The sequence below is a fragment of the Caballeronia sp. 11_S32 genome (assembly GCF_056930355.1).
Window position 1 is genome coordinate 2,429,925 of the sequence record NZ_JBXOWH010000003.1, and the last position, 25,647, is coordinate 2,455,571.

Annotated in this window: 24 protein-coding genes; 14 read left to right on the forward strand and 10 right to left on the reverse strand. The window is 64.8% G+C overall.

Annotated features, from left to right (window positions below):
• Positions 1-4: 4 nt before the first annotated feature.
• The 5 genes from AC1Z32_RS23025 to AC1Z32_RS23045 all read right to left on the reverse strand — a co-directional run bounded on the left by AC1Z32_RS23025 (position 5) and on the right by AC1Z32_RS23045 (position 6,868).
• The gene (locus AC1Z32_RS23025; protein ID WP_483481718.1) at positions 5-2,488 is read right to left on the reverse strand and encodes a DNA internalization-related competence protein ComEC/Rec2; all 2,484 of its coding nucleotides are present in this window, start codon (positions 2,486-2,488) and stop codon (positions 5-7) included.
• Positions 2,489-2,569: 81 nt separating this feature from the next.
• Positions 2,570-3,358 (reverse strand): TatD family hydrolase, encoded by a 789-nt coding sequence (locus AC1Z32_RS23030; protein WP_483480856.1) that lies wholly within the window; start codon positions 3,356-3,358, stop codon positions 2,570-2,572.
• Positions 3,359-3,383: 25 nt separating this feature from the next.
• Positions 3,384-4,097, reverse strand: a complete 714-nt coding sequence (gene lolD, locus AC1Z32_RS23035) for a lipoprotein-releasing ABC transporter ATP-binding protein LolD (RefSeq protein WP_062601401.1) — start codon at positions 4,095-4,097, stop codon at positions 3,384-3,386.
• Positions 4,090-5,343, reverse strand: coding sequence for a lipoprotein-releasing ABC transporter permease subunit (locus tag AC1Z32_RS23040; protein WP_062601402.1), 1,254 nt, complete (start codon positions 5,341-5,343; stop codon positions 4,090-4,092). The genes lolD and AC1Z32_RS23040 overlap by 8 nt, the downstream gene beginning before the upstream one ends.
• Positions 5,344-5,587: 244 nt before the next feature.
• On the reverse strand, positions 5,588-6,868 hold the full coding sequence (locus AC1Z32_RS23045) for a hypothetical protein (protein ID WP_483480859.1): 1,281 nt from the start codon (positions 6,866-6,868) through the stop codon (positions 5,588-5,590).
• 23 nt (positions 6,869-6,891) lie between these two features.
• On the opposite strand from AC1Z32_RS23045, the gene AC1Z32_RS23050 reads away from it, so the two are divergent.
• The 5 genes from AC1Z32_RS23050 to AC1Z32_RS23070 all read left to right on the forward strand — a co-directional run bounded on the left by AC1Z32_RS23050 (position 6,892) and on the right by AC1Z32_RS23070 (position 13,573).
• Positions 6,892-7,986: a regulator gene (locus AC1Z32_RS23050; RefSeq protein WP_483480861.1), complete on the forward strand. Its 1,095-nt coding sequence runs from the start codon at positions 6,892-6,894 to the stop codon at positions 7,984-7,986.
• Between the two features lie 13 nt (positions 7,987-7,999).
• Positions 8,000-9,703 carry a single-stranded-DNA-specific exonuclease RecJ gene (gene recJ, locus AC1Z32_RS23055; protein WP_483480863.1) on the forward strand — a complete coding sequence of 568 codons (1,704 nt, stop codon included), beginning with the start codon at positions 8,000-8,002 and terminating at the stop codon, positions 9,701-9,703.
• Between the two features lie 84 nt (positions 9,704-9,787).
• Positions 9,788-10,892, forward strand: a protein-coding gene (gene prfB / locus AC1Z32_RS23060) for a peptide chain release factor 2 (RefSeq protein WP_483480865.1) whose coding sequence is annotated in 2 segments (ribosomal slippage) — positions 9,788-9,868 and positions 9,870-10,892 — 1,104 coding nt in all. Because the reading frame shifts where the segments join, the coding sequence is not laid out codon by codon here.
• Positions 10,893-10,977: 85 nt separating this feature from the next.
• Positions 10,978-12,504, forward strand: a complete 1,527-nt coding sequence (gene lysS / locus AC1Z32_RS23065; RefSeq protein WP_483480867.1) for a lysine--tRNA ligase — start codon at positions 10,978-10,980, stop codon at positions 12,502-12,504.
• Positions 12,505-12,790: 286 nt separating this feature from the next.
• Positions 12,791-13,573 (forward strand): glycine zipper 2TM domain-containing protein, encoded by a 783-nt coding sequence (locus AC1Z32_RS23070; protein WP_483480869.1) that lies wholly within the window; start codon positions 12,791-12,793, stop codon positions 13,571-13,573.
• A 67-nt stretch (positions 13,574-13,640) separates the two neighbouring features.
• Here the strand turns inward: AC1Z32_RS23070 and pssA are convergent, their stop codons facing one another.
• From pssA to AC1Z32_RS23095, 5 genes are all read right to left on the reverse strand, one after another.
• Positions 13,641-14,507, reverse strand: coding sequence for a CDP-diacylglycerol--serine O-phosphatidyltransferase (pssA, locus tag AC1Z32_RS23075; protein WP_483480871.1), 867 nt, complete (start codon positions 14,505-14,507; stop codon positions 13,641-13,643).
• 13 nt (positions 14,508-14,520) lie between these two features.
• The gene (locus AC1Z32_RS23080) at positions 14,521-15,165 is read right to left on the reverse strand and encodes a phosphatidylserine decarboxylase (protein WP_483480873.1); all 645 of its coding nucleotides are present in this window, start codon (positions 15,163-15,165) and stop codon (positions 14,521-14,523) included.
• 114 nt (positions 15,166-15,279) lie between these two features.
• On the reverse strand, positions 15,280-16,296 hold the full coding sequence (ilvC, locus tag AC1Z32_RS23085) for a ketol-acid reductoisomerase (RefSeq protein WP_483480875.1): 1,017 nt from the start codon (positions 16,294-16,296) through the stop codon (positions 15,280-15,282).
• Positions 16,297-16,360: 64 nt separating this feature from the next.
• Complete coding sequence (ilvN, locus tag AC1Z32_RS23090; RefSeq protein WP_008341906.1) at positions 16,361-16,852, reverse strand: acetolactate synthase small subunit; 492 nt, start codon at positions 16,850-16,852, stop codon at positions 16,361-16,363.
• Positions 16,853-16,960: 108 nt separating this feature from the next.
• A complete protein-coding gene (locus AC1Z32_RS23095) occupies positions 16,961-18,724 on the reverse strand; it encodes an acetolactate synthase 3 catalytic subunit (protein WP_483480878.1) in 1,764 nt (587 codons plus the stop codon).
• Positions 18,725-19,164: 440 nt separating this feature from the next.
• Here AC1Z32_RS23095 and AC1Z32_RS23100 point away from each other — a divergent pair, with 440 nt between their 5' ends.
• The 9 genes from AC1Z32_RS23100 (at position 19,165) to AC1Z32_RS23140 (ending at position 25,638) form a co-directional block, all read left to right on the forward strand.
• Complete coding sequence (locus tag AC1Z32_RS23100) at positions 19,165-19,728, forward strand: RNA polymerase sigma factor (protein WP_483480880.1); 564 nt, start codon at positions 19,165-19,167, stop codon at positions 19,726-19,728.
• Positions 19,725-20,177, forward strand: a complete 453-nt coding sequence (locus AC1Z32_RS23105; RefSeq protein WP_483480882.1) for a DUF3619 family protein — start codon at positions 19,725-19,727, stop codon at positions 20,175-20,177. The genes AC1Z32_RS23100 and AC1Z32_RS23105 overlap by 4 nt, the downstream gene beginning before the upstream one ends.
• Before the next feature lie 28 nt (positions 20,178-20,205).
• Positions 20,206-20,976: a DUF3106 domain-containing protein gene (locus AC1Z32_RS23110; RefSeq protein ID WP_483480884.1), complete on the forward strand. Its 771-nt coding sequence runs from the start codon at positions 20,206-20,208 to the stop codon at positions 20,974-20,976.
• Positions 20,977-21,008: 32 nt separating this feature from the next.
• Positions 21,009-21,494 (forward strand): RDD family protein, encoded by a 486-nt coding sequence (locus AC1Z32_RS23115; RefSeq protein WP_483481719.1) that lies wholly within the window; start codon positions 21,009-21,011, stop codon positions 21,492-21,494.
• 67 nt (positions 21,495-21,561) lie between these two features.
• Complete coding sequence (locus AC1Z32_RS23120) at positions 21,562-22,557, forward strand: UDP-2,3-diacylglucosamine diphosphatase (protein ID WP_483480886.1); 996 nt, start codon at positions 21,562-21,564, stop codon at positions 22,555-22,557.
• 28 nt (positions 22,558-22,585) lie between these two features.
• On the forward strand, positions 22,586-23,617 hold the full coding sequence (locus AC1Z32_RS23125) for a glycosyltransferase family 4 protein (protein ID WP_483480888.1): 1,032 nt from the start codon (positions 22,586-22,588) through the stop codon (positions 23,615-23,617).
• A complete protein-coding gene (locus AC1Z32_RS23130) occupies positions 23,614-24,159 on the forward strand; it encodes a diacylglycerol kinase (RefSeq protein WP_483480890.1) in 546 nt (181 codons plus the stop codon). The genes AC1Z32_RS23125 and AC1Z32_RS23130 overlap by 4 nt, the downstream gene beginning before the upstream one ends.
• Positions 24,160-24,303: 144 nt before the next feature.
• Positions 24,304-25,053 (forward strand): TetR/AcrR family transcriptional regulator, encoded by a 750-nt coding sequence (locus tag AC1Z32_RS23135; RefSeq protein WP_483480892.1) that lies wholly within the window; start codon positions 24,304-24,306, stop codon positions 25,051-25,053.
• Positions 25,054-25,638, forward strand: coding sequence for an LOG family protein (locus AC1Z32_RS23140; RefSeq protein WP_483480894.1), 585 nt, complete (start codon positions 25,054-25,056; stop codon positions 25,636-25,638). It begins immediately after the preceding gene.
• Positions 25,639-25,647: the final 9 nt, after the last annotated feature.

Here is a 25,647-nt window from a genome sequence, read left to right on the forward strand (position 1 = left end):
TTTTTTAGCGCGCCATCCAGTAGCGCGCGTGGCTTTGCCGGTAGCGCTCGAACGTGATCCGCGAACCGATTTCGCTGCGTGAAGCGCCGTCTTCGTCGCTGCGCGAAAGCACGATATCGCGCATCTGATACCGCGCGAAGACAGTCGGATGCGGATGATGAAAACGGTTGCGATAGCCTACCTGAAATATCGCTGCGAACGGCTCGACGGAATCGAGGAAAGGCTCGGTCGACGAAGTGCGGCTGCCGTGATGCGGCACGATCAGCACATCGGCGCGCAAGGCGGCGCGCTCGCGCGCGATCAGCGTCCGTTCCACGTCCGCCTCGATATCCGCCGCGAACAGCGCCGCGCGCCCCGCCGCGCTCGTCACTTTCAGCACGCACGACTGATGGTTCGGCTTGCCTGAAAGCGGACCGGGCTCGGGCCACAGCACGCGGAACTCGACGCCGTCCCATGTCCAGCGCTGTCCGGCCGCGCAGCGCAGCGTTTGCGCGCCACGCGAGCGCGCGCCGGACCAGAGCGCGTCGTTCGCGGGCAGCGACGCGAGCAGTTGCCGCACGGCGATCGACTGCAGCACCGCCGGCGCGCCGCCCGCGTGATCCGAATCGGAATGGCTGATCACGAGCGCATCGAGCGAACGCACGCCCGCGGCCCGCAGATACGGCACGACGATGCGCTCGCCCGCATGCGTCGATTCCGGGCCGGGACCGGCGTCGAAGAGCAGCGTGTGCCGCGCGGTTTCGACGACGAGCGCCGAGCCCTGACCGATATCGAGCGCGGTGACGCGAAACGCACCTTCGGGCGCTGGATGCGCGGCGGGCGCGAGAAGCGGCAGCCACGCCAATGGCGCGGCGAAGCGCAGCGGCCAGCCGCGCGGCGCGAGCGCCCACGCAACGCCGATGCACGATGCGACGAGCGCGAACGCATCGGGCCGGGGCAGATACCACAGCGGCGACGATGCGGCATCGGCGAGGCGCGCGAGCATGTCGCAGAGCACGGACAGCGCGGCATGCGCGGCGTGGAGCATCGGCGCATCGAGCGGCGCGGGAAGCATGAGCCCGGCGAGCGTCGCGGGCGTCACGAGCACGCTGATCCACGGAATCGCGAACGCATTCGCGAGCGGGCCGAAGAGAGGAATCTGCGAGAACCAGTAGACGGTGAGCGGCGCGAGCGCGATCGTCACCGCGTACTGCACGCGCGCGCTCGACGCGATATGACGCCGCGCGCGACCGACGAACCGCGCGATGAACGCGAACGGCCTGCGTCTTTCAGAAGGCACCGGCCGCCGCCCGACTTCGCTGGGATCGACGCGATCCCATTGATCGATATCATCGTGATCCTGCGCCTGCGCCCGCGATTCGACCCGCCCCGCCGACGCGATCGCGTGCAGGATCGCCGCCACCGCGCAGAACGACAGCCAGAATCCCGGCGACGTCACCGCCCACGGATCGGCGACCAGCACGAACGCGAGCGCCCACAGCAGCACGAGCGACGACGCCGGCCGCCGCCCGCAAAGAAACGCGACCGCGACGATCAGCAGCATCCAGAGCGTGCGCTGCGCGGGCACGTTGAATCCGGCGAGCGCGGCGTAGCACGCGGCGAACGCCGCTGCGCCGGCCGCCGCCACCTTAGGCGCCGCCGCGATCAGCGGCCCGGGCACGCCCCGCACGCGAATGCGCTTCCAAGCGAAGCCGAGGACCAACGCCGCGAGTCCCGCGACGAAGCCGATATGCAAGCCCGATATCGCAACGAGATGACTCGTGCCGGTTGCCCGCATGACGGTCCAGTCGGCGTCGCTGACGGCGTCCTGCGCGCCCACCGCGAGCGCGACGATGATCCCGCGATGCGGCGCATCGCCCAGAACGCTTTCGATGCGATCGCGCGCGCGGGCGCGCAGACGGTCGATCGTCAGACGCGGGCCGGTTGCATCGGGCCTCAGCCGACGCGGCATGCGCGCGGTCGATACATTGCCCGTCGCGCGGATGCCGCCTTCGAGCAAGGCCGCTTCGGCATCGCGCAAGCCGAAGTTCGCGTTGGCGTGCGCGCGCTTCAGACGCGCGGTCAATGTCCATCGTTCGCCAGCCCGAAGTTTCGCGTGATCCGGCGACATCCACACCAGTCGCACGATGCGCGGAAAGTCACGCAAGCCCGCGCCGTTCGCTTGCACGTCGAAGAGAAAGCGCGTGCCGTCGGCCTGCTGCTGAGGCAGCCCGCGCACGAAGCCCGTCAGTTCGATATCGCGCTGCTCGTATTCGACGGGCAGTTGCTCGCGCAGCCGCGCGTCGGCGCGCATCGCGGCATACGCGAAGCCGAACGCGCAAGCCGCGAGCGCGAAGCTCGCTGTGCGCATGCGCGGCTTCATCGCGCCGAGGGTCGCCGCGAGGAGAAACGTAGCGCCGCACGCCGTCCATCCGATCGAGTCCGGCAAGCGAGCCTGCTGCTGCAGCCACCAGACGCCCAACGCAAACCCCAGCAGAATCGCCCGCACTTCTTCCTCTTCGTTCTTCGTCACGGCGAACGCACGCGCCCGGAACGGCGTCCGGAGCAAACGATGCGTCGATCGAAACGATTATGAAGAGGCGAGCGCGAGCCGTGGGAGCGCGGCGTGAGCGTTAGCCATTGTGCCTAGGGAAAGCGTGTTTTCATCGATGCCGCGCAGTTGTGCGAGCACCTTCGCGATGGCCGCGACCTGATCCGGTGTGTTGCGCCGCTTGTAAAGCCACGAAGGCGCGATGTCGGGCGCATCGGTTTCGAGCACGATCGCATCGAGCGGAAGTTCGGTCGCCAGGCGGCGAATCTGCAGCGCGCGCTCGAAGGTCAGATTGCCGCCGAAGCCGAGATGCATGCCCTGCGCGATGAACGCCTCGGCCTGCTGAAAGCTGCCGTTGAACGCATGTGCGATGCCGCCATGAATCTCGTGCACGCGCAGGCCCTTCAGCACCTTGTCCTGCGACTTGCGCACATGACAAATAACAGGCAAATCGAACTCGCGCGCAAGCTTCAACTGTTCGTTGTAGAAGAACTGCTGGCGCGCATCGTCGAGCGTCGGCACGAAGTAATCGAGCCCGATCTCGCCGATGCCCACGAAACGCGGATCGTCGAGACTCGCTTCGATTTCATCGCGCAGCACGCGCAGATCGTCCTCATGCGCGCCCGGCGTGAAAAGCGGATGGATGCCGAGCGCATACGCGCCGCCCGTGATGCGATGCGCGAGCGCGCGCACCGTGCCGAAGTTGCCGCGATCGACGCCCGGAATCACGATGCGCGTCACACCCGCGTCGAGCGCCGCATCGGCGACGGCATCGCGGTCGGCATCGAACTCTCCGGCATCGAGATGACAGTGCGTATCGATCCACATGGCGGCCTCCGCGCCTCGCGAAACGTCAGACCGGCACGACCGGCTCTTCGTGCAGCACGCCGTCGCGCAGGCGCATGATGCGGTCGCAGCGCGCGGCGAGATCGGGATCGTGCGTGACGATCACGAAGCTCGTTTCGAGCGTCTGCGACAACTCCAGCATCAGGTTGAAGACGGTATCGGCCGTGCCGCCGTCGAGGTTGCCGGTGGGCTCGTCGGCGAGCACGCACGCCGGCCGCGTGACGAGCGCGCGCGCGATCGCCACGCGCTGCCGCTCGCCGCCCGACAGCGCGCCCGGCCGATGCTTCGCGCGATGCCCGATGCCCACGCGTTCGAGCATCTGCTGTGCCTCCTTGCGCGCGTCGTCTTCCGACATGCGGCGGATGCGCAGCGGCATCGCCACGTTATCGAGCGCCGTGAATTCCGGCAGCAGATGATGGAACTGATACACGAAACCGAGCGCGCGGTTGCGCAGTTCGTTGCGCTCCTTTTCCTTCAGCTCGGTGAACGGCTTGCCGAGCAGCGAGACCTTGCCGGCGCTCGGCTCGTCGAGGCCGCCGAGCACGTGCAGAAGCGTGCTCTTGCCCGAGCCCGACGCGCCGACGATCGCGAGCTTCTCGCCCTTCATCACCTCGAGTTGCGCGTTGTTGAGCACCTGCACGTTGAAACCGCCCTGCACGAACGTCTTCGAAATCGCGGATGCGTGCAGCACGACATTGTTGGCGGGAATCAGATCACTCATAGCGCAGCGCCTCCGCCGGACGAACCTTCGCGCCGCGCCAGCTCGGATAGAGCGTCGCGAGCGACGACAACAAAAATGCGATCACGCCGATCTTCGCGACATCGCCCGGCACGAGCTCGGACGGCAGTTCGCTGATGAAGTACACCGAAGACGGCAGGAACTGCACGTTGAAGAGATGCTCGATCATCGGCACGAGCCACGGAATGCTCCACGCGATGAGACAGCCGAGCGTGACGCCGAGCGCCGTGCCGATGAAACCGATCGTCACGCCCTGCACGACGAAGATCTTCATGATCGAGCCCGGCTGCGCGCCGAGCGTGCGCAGGATGGCGATATCGGCCTGCTTGTCCGTGACCGTCATCACGAGCGACGACACCAGATTGAACGCCGCCACCGCGATGATCAGCGTGAGGATGATGAACATCATGCGCTTTTCGATCTGCACGGCGGAGAACCACGTCTTGTTCTGCTGCGTCCAGTCGCGGATGTAGAGATCGCCCGAGAGCGTGCGCGCGAGCTGGCGCGCGACTTCGGGCGCGCGCTGCATGTCCTTCAGGCGCAGGCGCACGCCGGTCGGCGCGGGCAGGCGGAAGAGCGCTTCGGCATCGCGGATCGAAATGAGCGCGAGCGTCGAGTCGTACTCATAGTGTCCCGATTCGAAGATACCGACCACCGTGAACTGCTTGAGGCGCGGCATCATCCCGGCCGGCGTGATGGTGCCTTCGGGCGCGACGAGCGTGATCTTGTCGCCGTCCATCACGCCGAGATTGGCCGCGAGATCCTTGCCGAGCACGATGCCGAATTCGCCCGGCCTGAGGTCCGTGAGCTTGCCCGCGCGCATTTCCTTGCCGATGTCCGATACCTCGGGCTCGAGCGTCGGCTCGACGCCGCGCAGCGCGACGCCGCTCACCGCGCCCTGGCGCGTGAGCAGCGCCTGGGCTTCGACATAGGGCGCCGCGCCGGTCACTTCCGGATTGCGGCGCGCTTCCTGCGCGGTCAGTTGCCAGTTGGGCATGGAGCCGGTCGGCGAGAAGATTTCGACGTGCGCGAGCACCGAGAGCATGCGGTCGCGTACTTCCTTCTGGAAGCCGTTCATGACCGACAGCACGACGATCAGCGCGGCGACGCCGAGCGCGATGCCCGCCATCGAGACGAGCGCGATGAAGGAGATGAAGCCGTTGCCTGTGGTGCGTTTGCTGGCGCGTGTGTAACGCCAGCCTATCTGCCATTCGTACGGAAGTTTCAAGCGATTCCTTTCTGCTGCTGGTTCAGCGTTGTTGTGCCCCGGTGGCGCGGCGGGTGGCGCTTTGCCCGATGTCGCCCGCATTGCATGAATGCACCGCGGCGCGGCGCGGATGCATGGCGACGACGGCGTAACGGGCCGACGTCCCACGCCCGAGCGTGAAATTTGCGAAAGTTTGCCATATATGGCGGGAACGGGACGTTACGCGACGCCGCAAGGCGTGCCTTCTGCACGGGCGCCGAGCGTCTCAGCGCAGGCTCACGCGGCACCACTGGTAGACGGAAACGCCCGTCCCGATGCCGGAGCGATAGCGCTCGCACGACGCCGTATCGAGCACGAAGCCATTGCGCTCGAACGCGGGCGCCGCTCGCTCGGCCAGAAAGCGGTTTTCGGCATCGACGTCGCGTACGTCGTCGGCGCGCAGATCGAGGCGGCAGCGTTTCGAAGCGGCGGCATCGTCGTGATAGCTCGCGCGCAGGCGCAGATGATCCACGGCCCAGCGCAGCGCGCCGCAGCCCCGCGCGCCGGACGTTACACCGAGCCGGTCGAGAAACGCATTCGTGCGCGCGACGGTGTCGATTCGCCCGTTGTAGCTTCCGTCGATGAGCGCGAATGCGGGGCCGCCGCGCGAGCGCACCATCTCGCGCACGCGCTCCTCGAAGCCCGGACCGCGCGGAAAGCTGCTGTCGATCTGCGTGAACCCGACTTCGACGGGAAAGCGCGTTGCGAGCCAGGACCACGCGGTGCTCGAACTGTAGATGATGGCCGTCGTGCGCGCGGGTTCGGCCAGCGCCGGAAGCTCCGCGTGATAGAGCGGGTCCGCCCAGCCTTCGTGGCCCCAGTTGCGCACGCCGCCGCCGACTGTCACCGCGACCGCACCGCCGATGAGCCAGAACGCCACGCGCCGCGCCATCCGATACTCGAAGAGCCGCTGGAGCAACACGAACATGACGATCGGCGTGAGCACGTCCACGGCGACGATGTATCGGTAGATGCTGAAGCCTTTCATCCACGCGAGATAGCCGAGCGCGACATACACGACGACGAAACGCGCACGCGTGTGGAGACGCGATATACGCCGCCCGCGGAGCTTCGCGACGACGCGCGCCGCGACCCAGATCCAGAACACCGCATAGAGAATCGGCCAGACGATCTGCCGCACCGGCACTTCGCCGACACGCTTCGGGTCGGCGGCGAACACGAACGGCCACAGCACGGTTTCGAACACGTTGCGCGGGAGCCAGCGCACGTCGCCGGCGATCGGCACGGTTAGCGGATTGGGAAACCACTTCGCGAAGAGCGGGAAAAACGGGTTGCCGAAAACCTGCCACATGTGGAACAGCCAATAGCCGCCCGTCACGGCGAAACCGGCCAGCGCGCCGACGCCGAACATGAACGCGAGGCGCAGGCGCGCGATCGGGGACGCCGGGTACCACAGCAGCGCCGCGCAGAGCGCGATGGCATAAATCGCGTTGGTGAGCTTGAAGCCGACGCCACACGCCCGCGCCCTCACCGCATGGCCGCGCATCGGCCGATGCGCTTTGCCCTACAATGCCGAGCATCATGCCCGTTCACCACCTCCATCTCCTGTTGCCGTTCGCCCTGCCTTCGGCCGCGGACGCCGCCACCGCCCTGCACGGACTGGAGAGCGCGGCGCTCGACAAGCTGCTCGCCCGGGCCACGCTCGAGGAACGCGTCATCGGCGAGGATTTTCAGCGCACGCTGCCGCACGAACGCTGGATCGCGCGGTGCTTCGGCGCGGTCACGCCCGCCGATCAGCGCTACGCCGACGATGCCCCGCTCGCGCCCTTCATGCTGCTCGCCGATGGCGGCACGCCCGGCGATGCGCTTTGGGCCTGCATCGAGCCGGTTCATGTCCGCATCGCGCACGATCATCTGGTGCTGATCGATCCCGACACGCTCGGCGTGCATACGGAAGAAGCGCGCGCGCTCCTCGAAACCGCGCGGCCCGTGATCGAAGACCTCGGCGTCGCACTGCAGGCGCCGACGCCGCTGCGCTGGTATGTGTCGGGCGAAGCGCTCGGCGCGCTCGCGGGCGCATCGCCGTTGCGCGCGACGGGACGCAACATCGAAATCTGGCTGCCGCACGAAGCCCGCACCGGCGAGCGTTCGCGCGCGTGGATGAAGCTGCAGAACGAAGTGCAGATGGCATGGTTCGAGCATCCGCTGAACCTCGCGCGCGAATCGCGCGGGCTGCCCGCGATCAACTCGATCTGGCTGCACGGACAAGGCCGGCTGCGGTCCGTGAAGAGCCCGTTCGCGCGCGTGATGTCCGACGCCGCCGCGACACGCGGCCTCGCGCTCGCGGCGGGCCTGAAGCCGTCGATGCAGCCGGAGTCGTTCGCATCGCTCTCGAAAGATGACGCGCAAGGCACGACGCTCGTCGAGCTGAATCCGTTCTCCGCGCCGTTCATCGAGCAGGACTGGATGCGCTGGAACGAATCGCTGCAGGAACTCGAAGGCGCGTGGTTCGCGCCCGCGCTGCAAGCGCTCACCGATGGCTCACTCGGCCGCCTGAGCCTCACGCTCTGCGGCGATACCGGCTCGGTCACGCTGTCCGTCACGCGCGCCGATCTGCGCAAGTTCTGGCGGCGCCGTCCGATCGCGTCGCTTTTCATCGAATAAGGCACACCCTGCAATGACGCGAATCGTTACGCGCGCCTCCTCTCCCGCCGACACCGAAGCGCTGGTGCGCCACGGCCTGCATCCCGTCATCGCGCGTCTTTACGCGTCGCGCGGCGTGAGTTCGCCCGATGAAGTCGAAACCGAGTTCAAGCGCCTGCACGCGCCCGCCGGCCTCAAAGGCTGCGACGATGCCGCCGTCGTGCTCGCCGATGCGCTCGCGGCGGGCAAGCGCATGCTCGTCGTCGCGGACTACGACTGCGACGGCGCCACCGCGTGCGCCGTGGCCGTGCGCGGGCTGCGCATGTTCGGCGCGACGATCGACTATCTCGTGCCGAACCGCTTCGAATACGGCTATGGCCTGACGCCGGAGATCGTCGAGCTGGCTGCGCGCTCGAAGTCCGGCCTGCCCGATCTGCTCATTACGGTCGATAACGGCATCGCGAGCGTGGATGGCGTCGCGGCGGCGAATGCGCTCGGCGTCGACGTGCTCGTCACCGATCACCACCTGCCCGGCGACGAGCTGCCCGCCGCGCGCGCGATCGTCAATCCGAACCAGCCGGGCTGCGAGTTTCCGAGCAAGTGCATCGCGGGCGTCGGCGTCATGTTCTACGTGCTGCTCGCGTTGCGCGCCGAGTTGCGCCGTCGTGGCGCGTATGACGATGCGCGTCCCGAGCCGCGCCTCGACGGCCTGCTCGATCTCGTCGCGCTCGGCACCGTCGCCGATGTCGTGAAGCTCGACTGCAACAACCGCATTCTCGTCGCGCAGGGTTTGAAGCGGATCCGCGCGGGGCGCATGCAGCCGGGCATCGCCGCCCTCTTCCGCACCGCCGGCCGCGATGCACGCACCGCGTCCGGCTTCGATCTCGGCTTCGCGCTCGGCCCGCGCCTGAACGCGGCCGGACGGCTGTCGGACATGTCGCTCGGCATCGAGTGCCTGACCACCGACGACGTCGGCCGCGCCTGGGAGCTCGCGCAGCAGCTCGATTCGATGAACCGCGAACGCCGCGAAATCGAAGCGGGCATGCAGCAGCAGGCGCTGGCCGAATTGCAGACTTTCGATTGCGGCGAACGCGCCACGCTCACGCTCTTCGATGCGAGCTGGCACCAGGGCGTGATCGGCATCGTCGCGGGACGGCTGAAGGAGCGGTTTCATCGGCCGTCGTTCACGTTCGCGCACGCTGACGACAGCGGCGTGCTCTGCAAGGGCTCGGGCCGCTCGATTCCCGGTTTCCACCTGCGCGACGCGGTCGATCTCATCAGCAAGCGCGAACCCGGCCTCATCCACAAGTTCGGCGGACACGCGATGGCCGCGGGCCTGACGATCGCCACCGCCGATATCCCGCGCTTCACGGCGGCATTCGAAGCGATCGGACGCGAATGGCTGACGGCCGAGGCGCTGTCGCGCACCATCGAAACCGATGGCGAACTCGAAGACGCGTACTTCACGCCGCAATTCGTCGAAATGCTGGACGCCGCCGTCTGGGGCCAGGGCTTTCCGGCGCCGACCTTCTCCGGCGAGTTCGAAATCGCGTCGCAGGCGCTCGTCAAGGACAAGCATCTGAAGCTGTCGCTGCTGCGCGGCCGCCAGCGCTTCAACGCGATCTGGTTCAACCACGTCGATCCGCTGCCGCCGCGCGCGACCGTCGCATACCGGCTCGTCAGCGATTCGTGGAACGGCGTCGCGCGGGTGCAACTGATCGTCGAGCACGCGGGCTGAACGCGTCTTTCGCGCACCGGCAAAGGCGGGGAAACCCTGTCGATCGGCTATAATTTCATCTTTTTACGAAGCCGAAGATCGACAATGGAAGCGGAACGTCTCAACGCGATCGAAAGCCTTCTGGCCGACCTGCGCCGCCGCGCGGGCGAGCTACGGGGGTATCTTTGACTACGACGCCAAGTCCGCGCGTCTAGCCGAAGTCAACAAGGAACTCGAAGATCCGAACGTCTGGAACGACTCGAAGAACGCCCAGGCGCTCGGTCGTGAAAAGAAGCTGCTCGACGGCGTGGTGTCCACGCTGACGGCCCTCGACAACGATCTGCGCGACGCGAACGAACTGTTCGACATGGCGCGCGACGAAAACGACGAGGACACGCTCGTCGCGTCGGAATCCGACGCCGATGCGTTGAAAGCGCGCGTCGAGGACATGGAATTCCGCCGGATGTTCTCGAACCCGGCCGACCCGAACAACTGCTTCATCGACATTCAGGCGGGCGCGGGCGGCACCGAAGCGTGCGACTGGGCATCGATGCTGCTGCGTCAATACCTGCGCTACTGCGAGCGCAAGGGCTTCAAGACCGAAGTCCTCGAAGAGTCCGAAGGCGACGTCGCGGGCATCAAGAGCGCGACCATCAAGGTGGAAGGCGAATACGCGTACGGCTATCTGCGTACCGAAACCGGCATTCACCGGCTCGTGCGCAAGTCGCCGTTCGATTCGTCGGGCGGGCGTCATACGTCGTTCTCGTCCGTGTTCGTGTATCCGGAAATCGACGATTCGATCGAAATCGAGATCAATCCCGCCGATATCCGCACGGACACGTATCGCGCATCGGGCGCGGGCGGCCAGCACATCAACAAGACGGACTCCGCCGTGCGTCTCACGCACGCGCCTACGGGCATTGTCGTGCAGTGCCAGAACGACCGCTCGCAGCACCGCAACCGCGCGGAAGCCATGCAGATGCTCAAGGCGCGTCTCTACGAATTCGAGATGCGCAAGCGCCAGGCCGAACAGGACAAGCTCGAATCGAGCAAGACCGACGTGGGCTGGGGCCATCAGATCCGCTCCTACGTGCTCGACCAGAGCCGCGTGAAGGATCTGCGCACCAACGTGGAAATGAGCAACACGCGCGCCGTGCTCGACGGCGACCTCGACGACTTCATCAGCGCGAGCCTGAAACAGGGCGTTTGAACGCACTGTGAGCGGCGCGATCATTCGGTCGCGCCGCTTATCCTTTCATGCCGCCGCGCACTGTCTGAATCCAAAGCTACACATCATGACCGAACCGACTCAACCGGGCGCCGCTCCCGAACTGGAAGAGAACCAGATCATCGCCGAGCGCCGCGACAAGCTGCGCGCGCTGCGTGAGCAAGGCGTCGCCTATCCGAACGATTTCCGCCCGACGCATCAGGCGGCCGCGCTGCAAGGCGAATACGCCGAGACGGACAAAGACGCGCTCGAAGCGAATCCCCTGCCCGTCGCGATCGCCGGCCGGATGATGTTGAAGCGCGTGATGGGCAAGGCGAGCTTCGCGACGGTTCAGGACGGCAGCGGCCAGATCCAGTTCTTCGTGACGCCGGCTGACGTGGGCGCCGAAACCTACGACGCGTTCAAGAAGTGGGACCTGGGCGACATCATCGCCGCGAAGGGCGTGCTGTTCCGCACGAACAAGGGCGAGCTGTCGGTGCGCTGCACGGAATTGCGGCTGCTCTCGAAGGCGCTGCGTCCCCTGCCCGACAAGTTCCACGGCCTCGCCGATCAGGAAACGCGCTATCGCCAACGTTACGTCGATCTGATCGTCACGCCGGAATCGCGCAATACCTTCATGGCGCGCACGAAGGCCGTCACGTCGATCCGCAATTTCATGGCGAAGTCGGAGTTCATGGAAGTCGAAACGCCGATGCTGCACCCGATCCCGGGTGGCGCGGCGGCCAAGCCTTTCACCACGCATCACAATGCGCTCGACATGCAGATGTTCCTGCGCATCGCGCCCGAGCTTTATCTCAAGCGGCTGATCGTCGGCGGCTTCGAGCGCGTGTTCGAGATCAATCGTAATTTCCGGAACGAAGGTGTGTCGCCGCGCCACAACCCGGAATTCACGATGATGGAGTTCTACGCCGCGTACACCGATTATCAGTGGCTCATGGACTTCACCGAGCAATTGATCCGCCAGGCCGCGATCGATGCGCTCGGCACCGCGACCATCACGTATCAGGGCCGTGAGCTGGATCTCGCGAAGCCGTTCCATCGCCTGACGATCAATCAGGCGATCCAGAAATACGCGCCGCAGTACACCGACGCGCAGTTGTCGGACGCCGCATTCCTGCGCACGGAACTGAAGAAGTTCGGCGTCGACACGACGCAGCCCGCTTTCCTGAACGCGGGCCTCGGTTCGCTGCAACTCGCGTTGTTCGAGGAGACGGCGGAATCGCAATTGTGGGAGCCGACGTATATCGTCGACTACCCGATCGAAGTGTCGCCGCTCGCGCGCGCGTCGGATTCGGTGCCGGGCATCACGGAGCGCTTCGAGTTGTTCATTACGGGCCGCGAGATCGCGAACGGATTCTCGGAGCTGAACGATCCGGAAGATCAGGCCGCGCGTTTCCAGAAACAGGTGGATCAGAAAGACGCCGGCGACGAGGAAGCGATGTACTTCGACGCCGACTACATTCGCGCGCTCGAATACGGCATGCCGCCGACAGGCGGTTGCGGCATCGGCATCGACCGTCTCGTGATGTTGCTGACCGACAGCCCGAGCATCCGCGACGTCATTCTGTTCCCGCATCTGCGTCGCGAAGACTGATTTTCGCGTTGTTTGCGTGACGCCAAAGCGCGCCCTTCGAGGCGCGCTTTTTTTCGTCTGAGCGATGTTTGTTGTAACCGGTGGTAAATGTTTCAAGGGTGATCGGCGCCATGCACCCCGTCGCCGCGTGCTTACGGTACTTGGCATTCGACATGCTTCTGTCAGAGCACGCCGTGTCCGCGAAATTGTTACAAGCCGAAAAAGCGAAAAATCCGTGGTTCCCCGAAAATGGGTTGTGACAGACGGCATCGGCAGCGGCAGTTCGCCTCGAAACGGAGGTTCAAAAATGGATAACGGAACCAGCAAGCTCAGTACGTCGCCCTCTTCCGGCGGCGGTCAGCCGCGGCAGCGGCGTCTGCATCCGCTCATCGCAACGGCGGCGGGCGCGGTCATCGTCGCGAGCCTCGCGGCCACCGCAGCGATGACGGGACTGTTCCCGAAGGCATCGAGCACTTCAGCACAGAATCCGCAGACGCAGACGGCTGCGGTCGCGCAGCAGCCCGTCGTGGATTCCGCCGCGCCGAGTCCGGCGCAGCCGACGGCGGCTCAACAGCAAGCGGCTCAACAGCAAGCGGCTCAGCAGCAGGCCGCTCAACAGCAGGTGGCTCAACAGCAAGCAGCTCAGCAGCAAGCCGCCGCGCAACAAGCGGCCCAGCAGCAGGCGCAACAGCCTCCGGCGCAGCCGCAGCCCGCGCAGCCATCGTATGCGCAGCAGGCACCGCAGCATCCCGCGTACTGCTCGACCTGCGGCACAGTCGAGGCGATCTCCGCCGTCAAGCATGAAGGTCACGGCACGGGCATCGGCGCGGTCGGCGGTGCTGTGGCGGGCGGTGTCGTCGGCAATCAGTTCGGAAGCGGCGGCGGCCGTACCGCGATGACCCTGCTCGGCGCGCTCGGCGGCGGTCTGGCCGGCAATTCGGTCGAAAAGCACATTCGCAGCGAAACCGATTACTCGGTGCGCGTGCGGATGGAAAACGGCAAGACGCGCACCTTTACGTACAAGAATCCGCCGCCGTTCCAGCAAGGCCAGCGCGTGCATATCCAGAACGGCACACTGGTTTCAGGCTGAGCGATCAGTCCGAAAAAGCAAAAGGCGGCGAACCTCACGGTTGCCGCCTTTTTTACACGCGCTCGACTCAATGATCCCGCTGAGAACTGCGCGCCGGATTCGGCCTGCCGCGTATCGCCATATACGCCCACCAGGCATAGCCCGAAAAGCCATACAGCACGAAGAGACAGAACAGCATCACCGGCGGATCCGACGACACCAGCACGAACGCCACCACGATCAGCAGCACGCCCGCGAACGGCACGCGATAGCGCACATCGAGCGCCTTGCCGCTGTAGAACGGCGCGTTCGAGACCATCGTCACGCCGGCATAGATCGTCAGCGCGAACGCAACCCACGGCAGCCACACGAGCTTGAGTGGCACGCGGTTATCGGTCGCGAGCCAGACGAAACCGGCGATCAGCGCCGCCGCCGCCGGTGAAGGCAGGCCCTGGAAGTAGCGCTTGTCCACCACGCCGACATTCGTATTGAAACGCGCAAGCCGCAGCGCCGCGCCCGAACAATAGACGAATGCCGCGAGCCAGCCCCAGCGGCCGAGGTCCTTCAGTACCCATTCGTACATCACGAGCGCCGGCGCGACGCCGAACGACACCATGTCCGAGAGGCTATCGAACTGCTCGCCGAACGCGCTCTGCGTGTGCGTCATGCGCGCGACGCGGCCATCCATGCCATCGAGCACCATCGCGACGAAAATGGCGATAGCCGCGATCTCGAAGCGCACGTTCATCGCCTGAACGACGGCGAAGAAGCCGCAGAACAGCGCAGCCGTGGTGAACGCATTGGGCAGCAGATAAATGCCGCGCTTCCTGAGAAACTGCTGCCGCTTCGCGCGCCGCGTCTCCACGGCGCCGACGTCCTGCGCGGCCTTGTTGCGGCGGAACGCGCGCGGCGTCGTCGCGTTCGCGCGGTTACGGCGCGGTTTGAATGCCGCCATCGCGTCCTCCGCGTTATTCCGCGAACTCGGCCAGGATCGTCGACGAAGCCGAAACCTTCTCGCCGATCGACACGCGCGGGCGGCTGCCCACCGGCAGATACACGTCGACGCGCGAGCCGAAGCGGATGAAGCCGTAACGCTGGCCGCGCGTCAGCGGCTCGCCGTTGTGCACATAGCAGAGAATGCGCCGCGCGATCAGGCCGGCGATCTGCACCGATGTCACGGTTTGCCCGCTCGCCGTCTGCAACACGATGGCGTTGCGCTCATTCTCGGTGGACGCCTTGTCGACCGCGGCATTGAGATACGCGCCCGGGAAGTACTGAACCTTCGAGATGACGCCGTCCACCGGCGAGCGCTGCGAGTGCACGTTGAACACGTTCATGAACACGCTGATCTTCAGCGCTTCGCGGCCCACGTACGGATCGTGCGCGGTTTCGACCGCGACGATGCGTCCATCCGCCGGACACAGCACCGCATTGGGCTGGGTCGGGATCGGGCGCGCGGGATCGCGGAAGAACTGGACGACGAAAATCACGATCAGCCAGAAGATCCAGGCAAAGCCGAAGCCGCCCATCGCTTGCACGAGGATGGCGACGACAGCCGCGATGGCGATGAACGGCCAGCCTTCGCGGGCAATGATCGGATGAGGATAGTTCATGAACGGGTTCTGTGATTTTTAAAAACCGTAGGATAGCAAAAGCCGCCCGGCGCACAGGGCATCCGGGCGGCTTTTCTACAAGCAAGAAGCGTGAAATGACTCACGCCAGCGAGCTTAGTTCTTCGACTGGTCGACGAGCTTGTTCTTCGCGATCCACGGCATCATCGCGCGCAGCTTCTCACCGACCTGCTCGATCTGATGCTCGGCCGTCAGACGGCGGCGCGATTGCAGCGTCGGCGCGCCGGCGCGGTTCTCGATGATGAAGCTCTTCGCGTATTCGCCGGTCTGAATGTCCTTCAGCACGGCCTTCATCGCCTTCTTCGTCTCTTCCGTGACGATGCGCGGGCCCGTCACGTACTCGCCGTACTCGGCGTTGTTCGAGATCGAGTAGTTCATGTTGGCGATGCCGCCTTCGTAGATCAGGTCGACGATCAGCTTCAGCTCGTGCAGGCACTCGAAGTACGCCATTTCCGGCGCGTAGCCCGCTTCCACCAGCGTTTCGAAGCCGGCCTTGATCAGGTCGACGGTGCCGCCGCACAGAACTGCCTGCTCACCGAACAGGTCGGTTTCGGTTTCTTCACGGAAGTTCGTTTCGATGATGCCAGCACGGCCGCCGCCGTTCGCCACGGCATACGACAGCGCCACGTCGCGCGCCGAGCCCGACTTGTCCTGAGCGACCGCGACCAGGTGCGGCACGCCGCCGCCCTGGCTGTACGTGTTGCGCACGGTGTGGCCCGGAGCCTTCGGCGCGATCATGATGACGTCCAGATCCGCGCGCGGGATCACCTGGCCGTAGTGCACGTTGAAGCCGTGCGCGAACGCGAGGGCTGCGCCCTGCTTGGCGTTGTCGTGCACTTCATTCTTGTAGACCTCGGCGATCTGCTCGTCGGGCAGGAGCATCATGACAACGTCGGCGCCCTTCACGGCTTCGGCCACTTCCTTCACCTTGAGGCCCGCGTTCTCGGCCTTGCTCCACGATGCACCGCCCTTACGCAGACCGACCGTCACGTTCACGCCGCTTTCCTTCAGGTTGAGCGCGTGCGCATGGCCTTGAGAGCCATAACCGATGATGGTGACTTGCTTGCCCTTGATGAGGGAGAGGTCGGCGTCCTTGTCGTAGAAAACTTTCATGGTGGTTCCTTGAGTCCTGATAAATGGTTGCGCTACGTGCTGCAAATGAATGGGTGAGGCGCCGTCAAACCTTGAGTATCCGCTCGCCCCGGCCGATGCCGGAACTGCCCGTGCGAACCGTTTCGAGGATCGCCGTGGCGTCGAGCGCCTGAATGAACGCGTCGAGCTTGTCGCTCGCGCCCGTCAGTTCCATCGTGTAGGTCTTCTCGGTCACGTCGATGATGCGGCCGCGGAAAATATCCGCCATGCGCTTCATCTCTTCGCGTTCCTTGCCGACCGCCCTGACCTTGATGAGCATCAGCTCGCGCTCGATGTGGGCGCCCTCTGTCAGGTCGACCACTTTCACCACCTCGATCAGGCGGTTCAGGTGCTTCGTGATCTGTTCGATCACGTCGTCCGAGCCAATCGAGACGATGGTCAGCCGCGACAGCGAACTGTCTTCGGTCGGCGCCACCGTCAGCGTTTCGATGTTATAGCCGCGCGCCGAAAAGAGCCCGACGACGCGCGATAACGCGCCCGGTTCGTTTTCCAGCAGTACGGAGATGATGTGTTTCATGTTCGTATTCCCGATGTGTATCCAGTTGAGCTTCGAAACGGATCCGCGCGCCGCACATGTCTTTCGTGGAGACAGGCGCGCGCGCAATCCGCGCATTCGAAACCCGCGTTATAGATCCTCAGACCCGAGCAGCATTTCCGTGATGCCTTTACCGGCTTGCACCATCGGGAATACGTTTTCGGTGGGATCGGTCTGGAAGTCGAGAAATACGGTGCGATCCTTCAGGCGCAGCGCTTCCTTCAGCGCCGGCTCGACGTCCGCGGTCTTTTCGACACGAATGCCGACATGGCCATACGCTTCGGCGAGCTTCACGAAGTCCGGCAGCGCGTCCATGTACGAGCTGGAATAGCGCTTCTTGTACTCGATCTGCTGCCACTGGCGCACCATGCCCAGATAGCGGTTGTTCAGCGAGATGATCTTGACGGGCGTGTTGTACTGCTTGCACGTCGAGAGCTCCTGAATGCACATCTGGATGGAGCCTTCGCCCGTGATGCAGACCACTTCGTCGTCCGGATAGGCCATCTTCACGCCCATCGCCGCCGGCAGGCCGAAGCCCATCGTGCCGAGGCCGCCCGAGTTGATCCAGCGGCGCGGCTTGTTGAACGGATAGAACTGCGCCGCCCACATCTGATGCTGGCCGACGTCCGAGCAGACGAACGCGTTGCCGTCGGTGAGCTCCCAGAGCTTTTCGACGACGTACTGCGGCTTGATGATCTCGCTCTTGCGGTCGTACGAGAGGCAGTCCTTCGAGCGCCACTCTTCGATCTCGTCCCACCACGTCTTGAGCGCGGCCGTGTCCGGGCCGTGCTCCGCGTGCTGCAGCTGCTCGATCAGTTCCTTCAGCACTTCCTTCACATCGCCGACGATGGGGATATCCACCTTCACGCGCTTGGAAATGGACGACGGATCGACGTCGATATGGATGATCTTGCGCGGCGACGACGCGAAGTGCTTCGGATCGCCGATCACGCGATCGTCGAAGCGCGCGCCGATGGCGATCAGCACGTCGCAGTTCTGCATCGCCATGTTGGCTTCGTACGTGCCGTGCATGCCGAGCATGCCGAGGAACTTCTTGTCGGACGCGCGGTAGCCGCCGAGGCCCATCAGCGTGTTGGTGACGGGATAGCCGAGCAGGTCGGCGAACTGGTTCAGCTCACGCGATGCATCCGCGAGAATGATGCCGCCGCCGGTGTAAATGTACGGGCGCTTCGCGGAAAGCAGCAGTTGCACCGCCTTGCGGATCTGGCCCGAATGGCCTTTCGTGACCGGGTTGTACGACCGCAGCGACACGCTCTTGACCGGCTCGTACTTGCACGGCGCCTTCGACACGTCCTTCGGAATGTCGATCAGCACGGGGCCGGGACGGCCGGTGCGCGCGATGTAGAACGCCTTCTTGACGGTTTCGGCGAGATCACGCACGTCCTTCACGAGGAAGTTGTGCTTGACGCACGGACGCGTGATGCCGACGGTGTCGCACTCCTGGAATGCGTCGAGGCCGATGGCCGCGGTGGGCACCTGGCCGCTGATGACGACGAGCGGAATGGAATCCATGTAGGCCGTGGCGATGCCGGTGACGGCATTGGTGACGCCCGGGCCCGAGGTCACGAGACACACGCCCACCTTGCCGGTCGAACGCGAATACGCGTCGGCGGCGTGCACGGCGGCCTGTTCGTGGCGCACGAGGATGTGCTGGATCTTGTCCTGCTTGTAAAGCTCGTCGTAGATGTAAAGTACCGAGCCGCCGGGATAGCCCCAGATGAACTCGACGTCTTCATCGGCCAATGCGCGCATGAGCACAGTGCCGCCGATGGAGTCGGCTTCGTGAGGGGGAGTGGTATCCGACGTGGAGAATTCCGCGCTAGGCATGTTCATTCATCACCTTTCGAATTTTCGGCAAAAAATTGATCGGGTGCTCTCTACCGGGCTTGTGGCTCGGGTTCAAGCGGTGCGTCTAGGTTTGACAGGCGTGCTTCTTGGGCTCGCCTCAAAGCAGACATTTCACTGGATGATGCGAGTCAGAAAATGTAACAGCGGGGTGCGCGGCGGGTCAAGTAAAAAGTTTCCGAACAATCGACAGCGAATCGACAGCGCCTGCTTTAGCACGGTCGCGCGGGAAAAACCCCACGCGCCCCATGCGCCGCGTGCGTGCGCAAGCTGCCGGACCCACGCGGAATTCATCCAACGCAAGCGGGAAGTGGCAACAAAACCTCTCAATTTATCCGGATGCGGCGAAACTTTGCTAGGATTCGCAGGTTTTCCTCGAACCTCACGATCCCTTTCGACGCAAATTCGTTGCGCCGGGTCCCCAACGGATGGCATCAGACAAGGAACTCGCCGACTTTCTGGCGGGCGTCGAAAGACGCGCGTTCAAGCAGACCGTGTACACCGTTCGCGACGACGACGCGGCGCTCGACATCGTGCAGGACGCGATGATCAAGCTGGCGGAGAAGTATGGCGACCGTCCGCCGTCCGAGCTTCCGCTTCTTTTCCAGCGTATCCTTCAGAACGCGACGCACGATTATTTCCGTCGCCAGAAGGTGCGCAACACCTGGGTCAGTCTCTTCTCGTCCTTCGGCAACGCCGACGACGACGAATTCGACCCGCTCGAAACCTTCGAATCCGAGGACGGCGCGGTCGGCAGCGAAAGCAGCGAGAACAAGCTGGAGCGCGAGCAGGTCTTGAACCTGATCGATGCCGAGATCCAGAAACTGCCGGCACGTCAACGGGAAGCGTTTCTCATGCGTTACTGGGAAGACATGGATGTCGCCGAGACGGCCGCTGCGATGGGGTGCTCCGAGGGCAGCGTGAAAACACATTGTTCACGCGCCACGCACACTCTCGCACAAGCCCTGAAAGCCAAAGGGATCACGCTATGAGTTCCGCACTTGAAACGAAGGAAAACGAGTTCGCGCTGAAGGTCGTGCGCGCGCTGGACGAAAACACGTCGAATATTCCGGCTGCCGCCGTCGACCGGCTGCGCGACGCGCGCCGCGCCGCGATCGCGCGCAAGAAGCCGGAGAAAGTGGCCGCGGCCATTGCCGCGCCCGCCTTCACGCCGGCGCTCGCCGGTGCGGGCGGCACGCTCACGACCGGCGATTCCGGCGAGGGCCGGCGGCCGAAGGGCCTGCTCGCGCGGCTCGGCGGCCTGGGCCTCGCGTGGCCGCTCGCGGCGCTCGTCATCGGGCTGGCGGGCATCGCCTATTGGGAAGACCAGGAGCGCCGCGCGGAACTGGCGGACATCGACGCCGCCATGATGAGCGACAGCCTGCCGATCGACGCCTATCTCGATCACGGTTTTAACGCGTACCTGACGCGCAATCATTAAGCACTGGATACAGCGGGGGAATTTTCGGGTGAGTTACAAGCGCGGTCTCGCGATTGTCTTTGGTTGCGCGATTGCGGGTCTGGTTGCGTTCGCCGCGACTTATCCGCGCTTTTATTCGACCGCCCCCGCCACGCCTTCGCCTATGGCGGCGCCGAGCGGCGGCGCGAGCGCTCCTGCGGACGGAAACGTCTCCCCGCTCTCCGCGCTGTCTTCCGAAAGCCCGCTCGCCTGGAGCCATCTGACCGAGGCGCAGCACATCGCGCTCGCCCCTTTCGCCACCCAGTGGGATTCGTTTTCCGACGAGCGCAAGCAAAAGTGGCTGAAGATCGCGTCGCGATTCCATCGGATGTCGCCTGAGGCGCAGAAGCATCTGCATCAGCGCATGCAGGAGTGGGTGCGCCTCACGCCGGACCAGCGCAAGGTGGCGCGCGAGAACTATCAGGTTTCCAAATCGGTGCCGCTGGAAAAGCGCGAAAAGGCTTGGGACGCCTATCAAAAGCTGTCCGAAGAACAGAAGAAGAAGCTGGCCGCGAGCGAGCACGTGCACCGCCCGACCGTCGTTTCCGCGCCGCCCACGGGCAAGACCGAAGTGAAGGACATCAATCGCCTCGTCGCGGCGCGCGAGCAGGGGCCCGCCTCCGGGCACGCGGGAAGCGGATCGGGCGCCGCAACCGCGCCGGCCGCGCCCGTCTCCGGCGTGCCGACGCAGCCGGCCATACCGAACGCCGCGAGCATTGCGCCGGCCACGCCGATTCCGGTGTCGCCGCAGCAGGCGCCTTCCATGTACAACGGCTCGTGAGCGCGCAGCCGGCAGTGGCCACCGTCGACCCGATGCGCGCGCCCACGCTGCGGCGCCGCCTCGCGACGATGCTCTACGAAGGCGTGATCCTCTTCGGCGTCGTGTTCATCGCCGGTTATCTCTTCAGCACGCTCACGCAGCAAAAGAACGGCCTCACGCATCACAACTGGCTGATGTCGTGGATCGGCATCGTGCTCGCGGCCTACTTCGTGTATTTCTGGACGCACGGCGGCCAGACCCTGCCGATGAAAACCTGGCGCCTCAAAATCGTCGATGCGCACGGCCAGCCCATCAAGCCGGCTCGCGCCCTCACCCGCTATGCGCTCGCTTGGCTGTGGTTCCTGCCGCCGCTCGCGCTGCATCCCCTCCTCTCGCTCGCCGTGCCGCAGACGCTCGCCGTGTTCGCGGCGTGGGTCGCGCTGTGGGCCGCCGCCGTGTGGCTCGATCCCGCGCGCCAGTTCCTCCATGACCGCCTCGCCGGCACGCGCATCGTCGCGGCTGCGCCCATCGCCAAGTAATAAGAACTTCTTGTGACTGTCACGGCTCGGTCACAGCCGCATGGCGCAATGCGCATATCGAAACCCGATGCGCGAGCCAATGGCCTTCACCTCGTCAGTCCAACCGGCAATCGACCCGCCGTCTCCCTTCAACTTCAGCAATAGCGATCAGCGCACCGGTCCCTTCGCGCTGCGATCCGAGTCCACCGAATCGCCCGAATCCGCCTCGACGGGCGTGCCGGGCTTCTCCGATCCGCGTGCCGCCGCGCCCGTCCATCATGACGAGCCGGGCGATGGCGCCGATGGAACGCATCGCTATCGCACGATCTGGCTGTCGGACATTCACCTCGGCTCGGGCGGTTGCCAGGCGCCCTATCTCCTCGATTTCCTGCGGCATCACGAGTCGGAGTACCTGTATCTCGTCGGCGACATCATCGACGGATGGCAGCTTCGCAAGGGCTGGTTCTGGCCGCAGGCGCACAACGACGTCGTGCAGAAGATCCTGCGCAAGGCGAGGAAGGGCACGCAGGTCGTCTACATTCCCGGCAATCACGACGAAGCCGCGCGCCAGTTCTGCGATCTCGCGTTCGGCGACATCCACGTGCGCGGCGAGGCGTTTCACACGACGCTCGCGGGCAAGCGCCTGTGGATCGTGCATGGCGATCTCTTCGACGGCGTCATTCAGCACGCCAAATGGCTCGCCTATCTCGGCGACACCGCCTACACGATGATCCTGCTGCTCAACCGCTGGTTCAATCGCGTGCGCACGAAGCTCGGCTTCAACTACTGGTCGCTGTCGCAGTACCTGAAGCATCAAGTGAAGAACGCGGTGAACTTCATCTCGCAGTTCGAGCGCGTGATGACCGACGAAGCGCGCCGCCGCGGCTGCGACGGCGTCGTGTGCGGGCACATCCACAAGGCCGAGATCCGCGACATCGACGGCATTCTCTACTGCAACGACGGCGACTGGGTCGAGAGTCTTTCGGCGCTCGTCGAGACCTACGACGGCGAGCTGAAAGTCGTCTACTGGACGGTGATGCGCTCGCCGGAAGCGCGCACGACGAAAGCGCGCGCGACAGTCTGAACACGAACGAACCACGGGGCCAAAGCCGATGAAAATCATGATCGTTACCGACGCATGGGAGCCGCAGGTCAACGGCGTCGTGCGCACGCTCACGCAAACGTCGAAGGAGCTCACCGCGCTCGGTCATCGCGTGGAGTTGCTCACGCCGCTCGAATTCAGGACGATCCCCTGCCCGACCTATCCCGAGATTCGCCTGTCGCTGTTGCCGGGACGGCGCGTGGCCGAGCGCATCGATGCGTTCGCGCCGGATGCGCTGCATATCGCCACCGAAGGCCCGCTCGGGCTCGCCGCGCGCGCCTACGCGCTGCGCCACAAGCTGCCGTTCACGACCGCGTATCACACGCGCTTTCCGGAGTACGTGAAGGCGCGCTTCGGCATTCCGCTGTCGATGACCTACCGCTTCCTGCACTGGTTCCACAAGGACTCGCAGGCGGTGATGGCGCCAACGCCCGTCGTGAAGAGCGATCTCGAGAAATACGGCTTCACCAATGTCGTGCTGTGGACGCGCGGCGTCGATCTCGACATCTTTCATCCGATGGAGTCGAAGGTCCTCAACACCGCGCGGCCGATTTTTCTGTATGTCGGGCGCGTGGCCGTCGAGAAGAACGTCGAGGCGTTCCTGAAGCTCGATCTGCCCGGCTCGAAGTGGGTCGCGGGCGAAGGTCCGGCGCTCGCGGAGCTGAAGTCGCGCTACACGAACGTCAACTATCTGGGCGTGCTGTCGCAGTCGGAACTCGCGAAGGTCTATGCGGCAGCGGATGTCTTCGTCTTCCCGAGCAAGACCGACACCTTCGGCCTCGTGCTGCTCGAAGCGATGGCCTGCGGCACGCCGGTCGCCGCGTATCCGGTGACGGGCCCGATCGACGTGCTCGGCACCGACGGACCCGGCGCGCTCAATCATGACCTGCGCGAAGCCTGCCTCGATGCATTAAAGATCGAACGCGGCGATGCCCGCGCGTGGGCCGAGCACTTCTCGTGGCGCGCGGCATCGGAGCAATTCGCGTCGCATCTGCGGCAGTTCGGGCCAGGCGCGACGACGTCCGAACAGGCGGCCGCATGACGCGACGCGCCGTCGCAGAGGAACGGGCGGAAGCGAATGCGCGTGCGGCGCCGGCCCGCGCGCGCGATCCCTTCGACGACGACCTCGAGGACATCGACGACACGCCCGCGCAACCCGCCGAACCGCTCGGCCCGGACGACCTGCCCTTCAATCCGTACAAGGGCAACCGCGGCTTCACGCGCGCCTGGCACGCGATGAAGAACTCGCTCTACGGCTTTCGCGTCGCGATCCGCGAGGAAAGCGCGTTTCGCCAGGAACTGACGCTCGCCGCGATCCTGCTGCCCTGCAGCGTCATCGTGCCCGTCGCGGCGGTCGAGCGCGCGGCGCTGATCGCGTCGGTGCTGCTCGTGCTCATCGTCGAACTGCTCAATTCGAGCGTCGAAGCGGCCATCGACCGCATCTCGCTCGAACGGCACGAACTTTCGAAGCGCGCAAAGGATTTCGGCAGCGCCGCGGTGATGGTCGCGCTCGGCGTCTGCGTGCTCACATGGGGCCTGATACTGTGGCCGCTTGCATCCGCGTGGCTGGCGCGTATCTTATAAACGAGAACCGCGGCGCGTGAGACGTGCGTCCGTGCCGTCGAACGACCGGTTTATAATCGTCCGATATTCTCAAAAATAGCAACGGAAGCGGCCGCGCGAACGCTCATCCCGAGCCGCCGCGGCCCGATGCCAAGGTCGGACGACATGGAAGCCAAACCACCCCGCCGCACCCGCGAACGGATTCTCGAGCTGTCGCTGAAGTTGTTCAACGATATCGGCGAGCCGAACGTCACCACGACGACGATCGCCGAGGAGATGGAAATCAGTCCAGGCAACCTGTACTACCATTTCCGCAATAAAGACGACATCATCAACAGCATCTTCGCGCAGTTCGAGCAGCAGATTCAGAAGCGCCTGCGCTTTCCGGACGATCATCGCCCGACGATCGACGAGATGTGGTCGTATCTGCAGTACATGGCGGATTTCCTCTGGACCTACCGCTTTCTCTATCGCGACCTGAACGATCTGCTCGCGCGCAACCGCACGCTCGAGACGCACTTCAAGCAGATCATCACGCACAAGGTGCGCTTCGCGAGCCAGTTGTGCGAGGCGCTCGTGGCCGATCAGGAAATGGTCGCGACGCCGCAGGAGATCGAGGTGATCGCCACCAACATGGGCGTGATCGCGACGTACTGGCTCTCGTACCAGTACGTGATGAATCCGCGCAAGTACAACGATCAGGAAGCGATCCGCGCGGAACTGCATCAGGCGAGCCTGCACATCATCTCGATCATGGCGCCGTATCTGCGCGGGCGCTCGCGTCAGCTCTTCGACGATCTCGTCTCCGGTAAGCTACCCAAGCGCGAGTACGCGGACTTCCTGCCGCCGCGCGACGAGTCACAGCAAGGCGCATCGAATGCGTCGAAGAGCGAAACACCGAAGGATTCCAGATAAATGAAGGCAGTGTGTGTCTATTGCGGCTCCTCGAACGGAGCCCGTCCCGTCTATGCGGAAGCGGCCAAGGCGTTCGGCCGCGCGCTGGTTCAGAACAATCTGTCGCTCGTTTATGGCGGCGGGCGCGTCGGCCTGATGGGCCTCATCGCCGATGAAGTGCTCGCCGCGGGCGGACGCGCCGTCGGCGTGATTCCCGAGCTGCTGCTCGCGAAGGAAGTCGGCCACACGGATCTCACCGAGCTGCACGTCGTGCCCGACATGCACGAGCGCAAGAAGCTGATGGCCGACCTCTCCGATGCCTTCGTCGCGATGCCGGGCGGCGTCGGCACCTTCGAGGAGTTTTTCGAGGTCTATACCTGGGCGCAGCTCGGCTATCACCAGAAGCCCGTCGGCCTGCTCGACGTGAACGGCTATTTCGATCCGCTCATGTCGATGCTGCGTCACACCGTCGAGGAGGGTTTCATGCGCGCGCCGTATCTGGACATCATCCAGGTCGCGGCCGAACCGGATGAGATGATCGCGAAGCTCGCGGCCTACCAGCCGCCCACGCACGACAAGTGGTCCGAGAAACGCAACGCCGTTTGAGGAAACCAG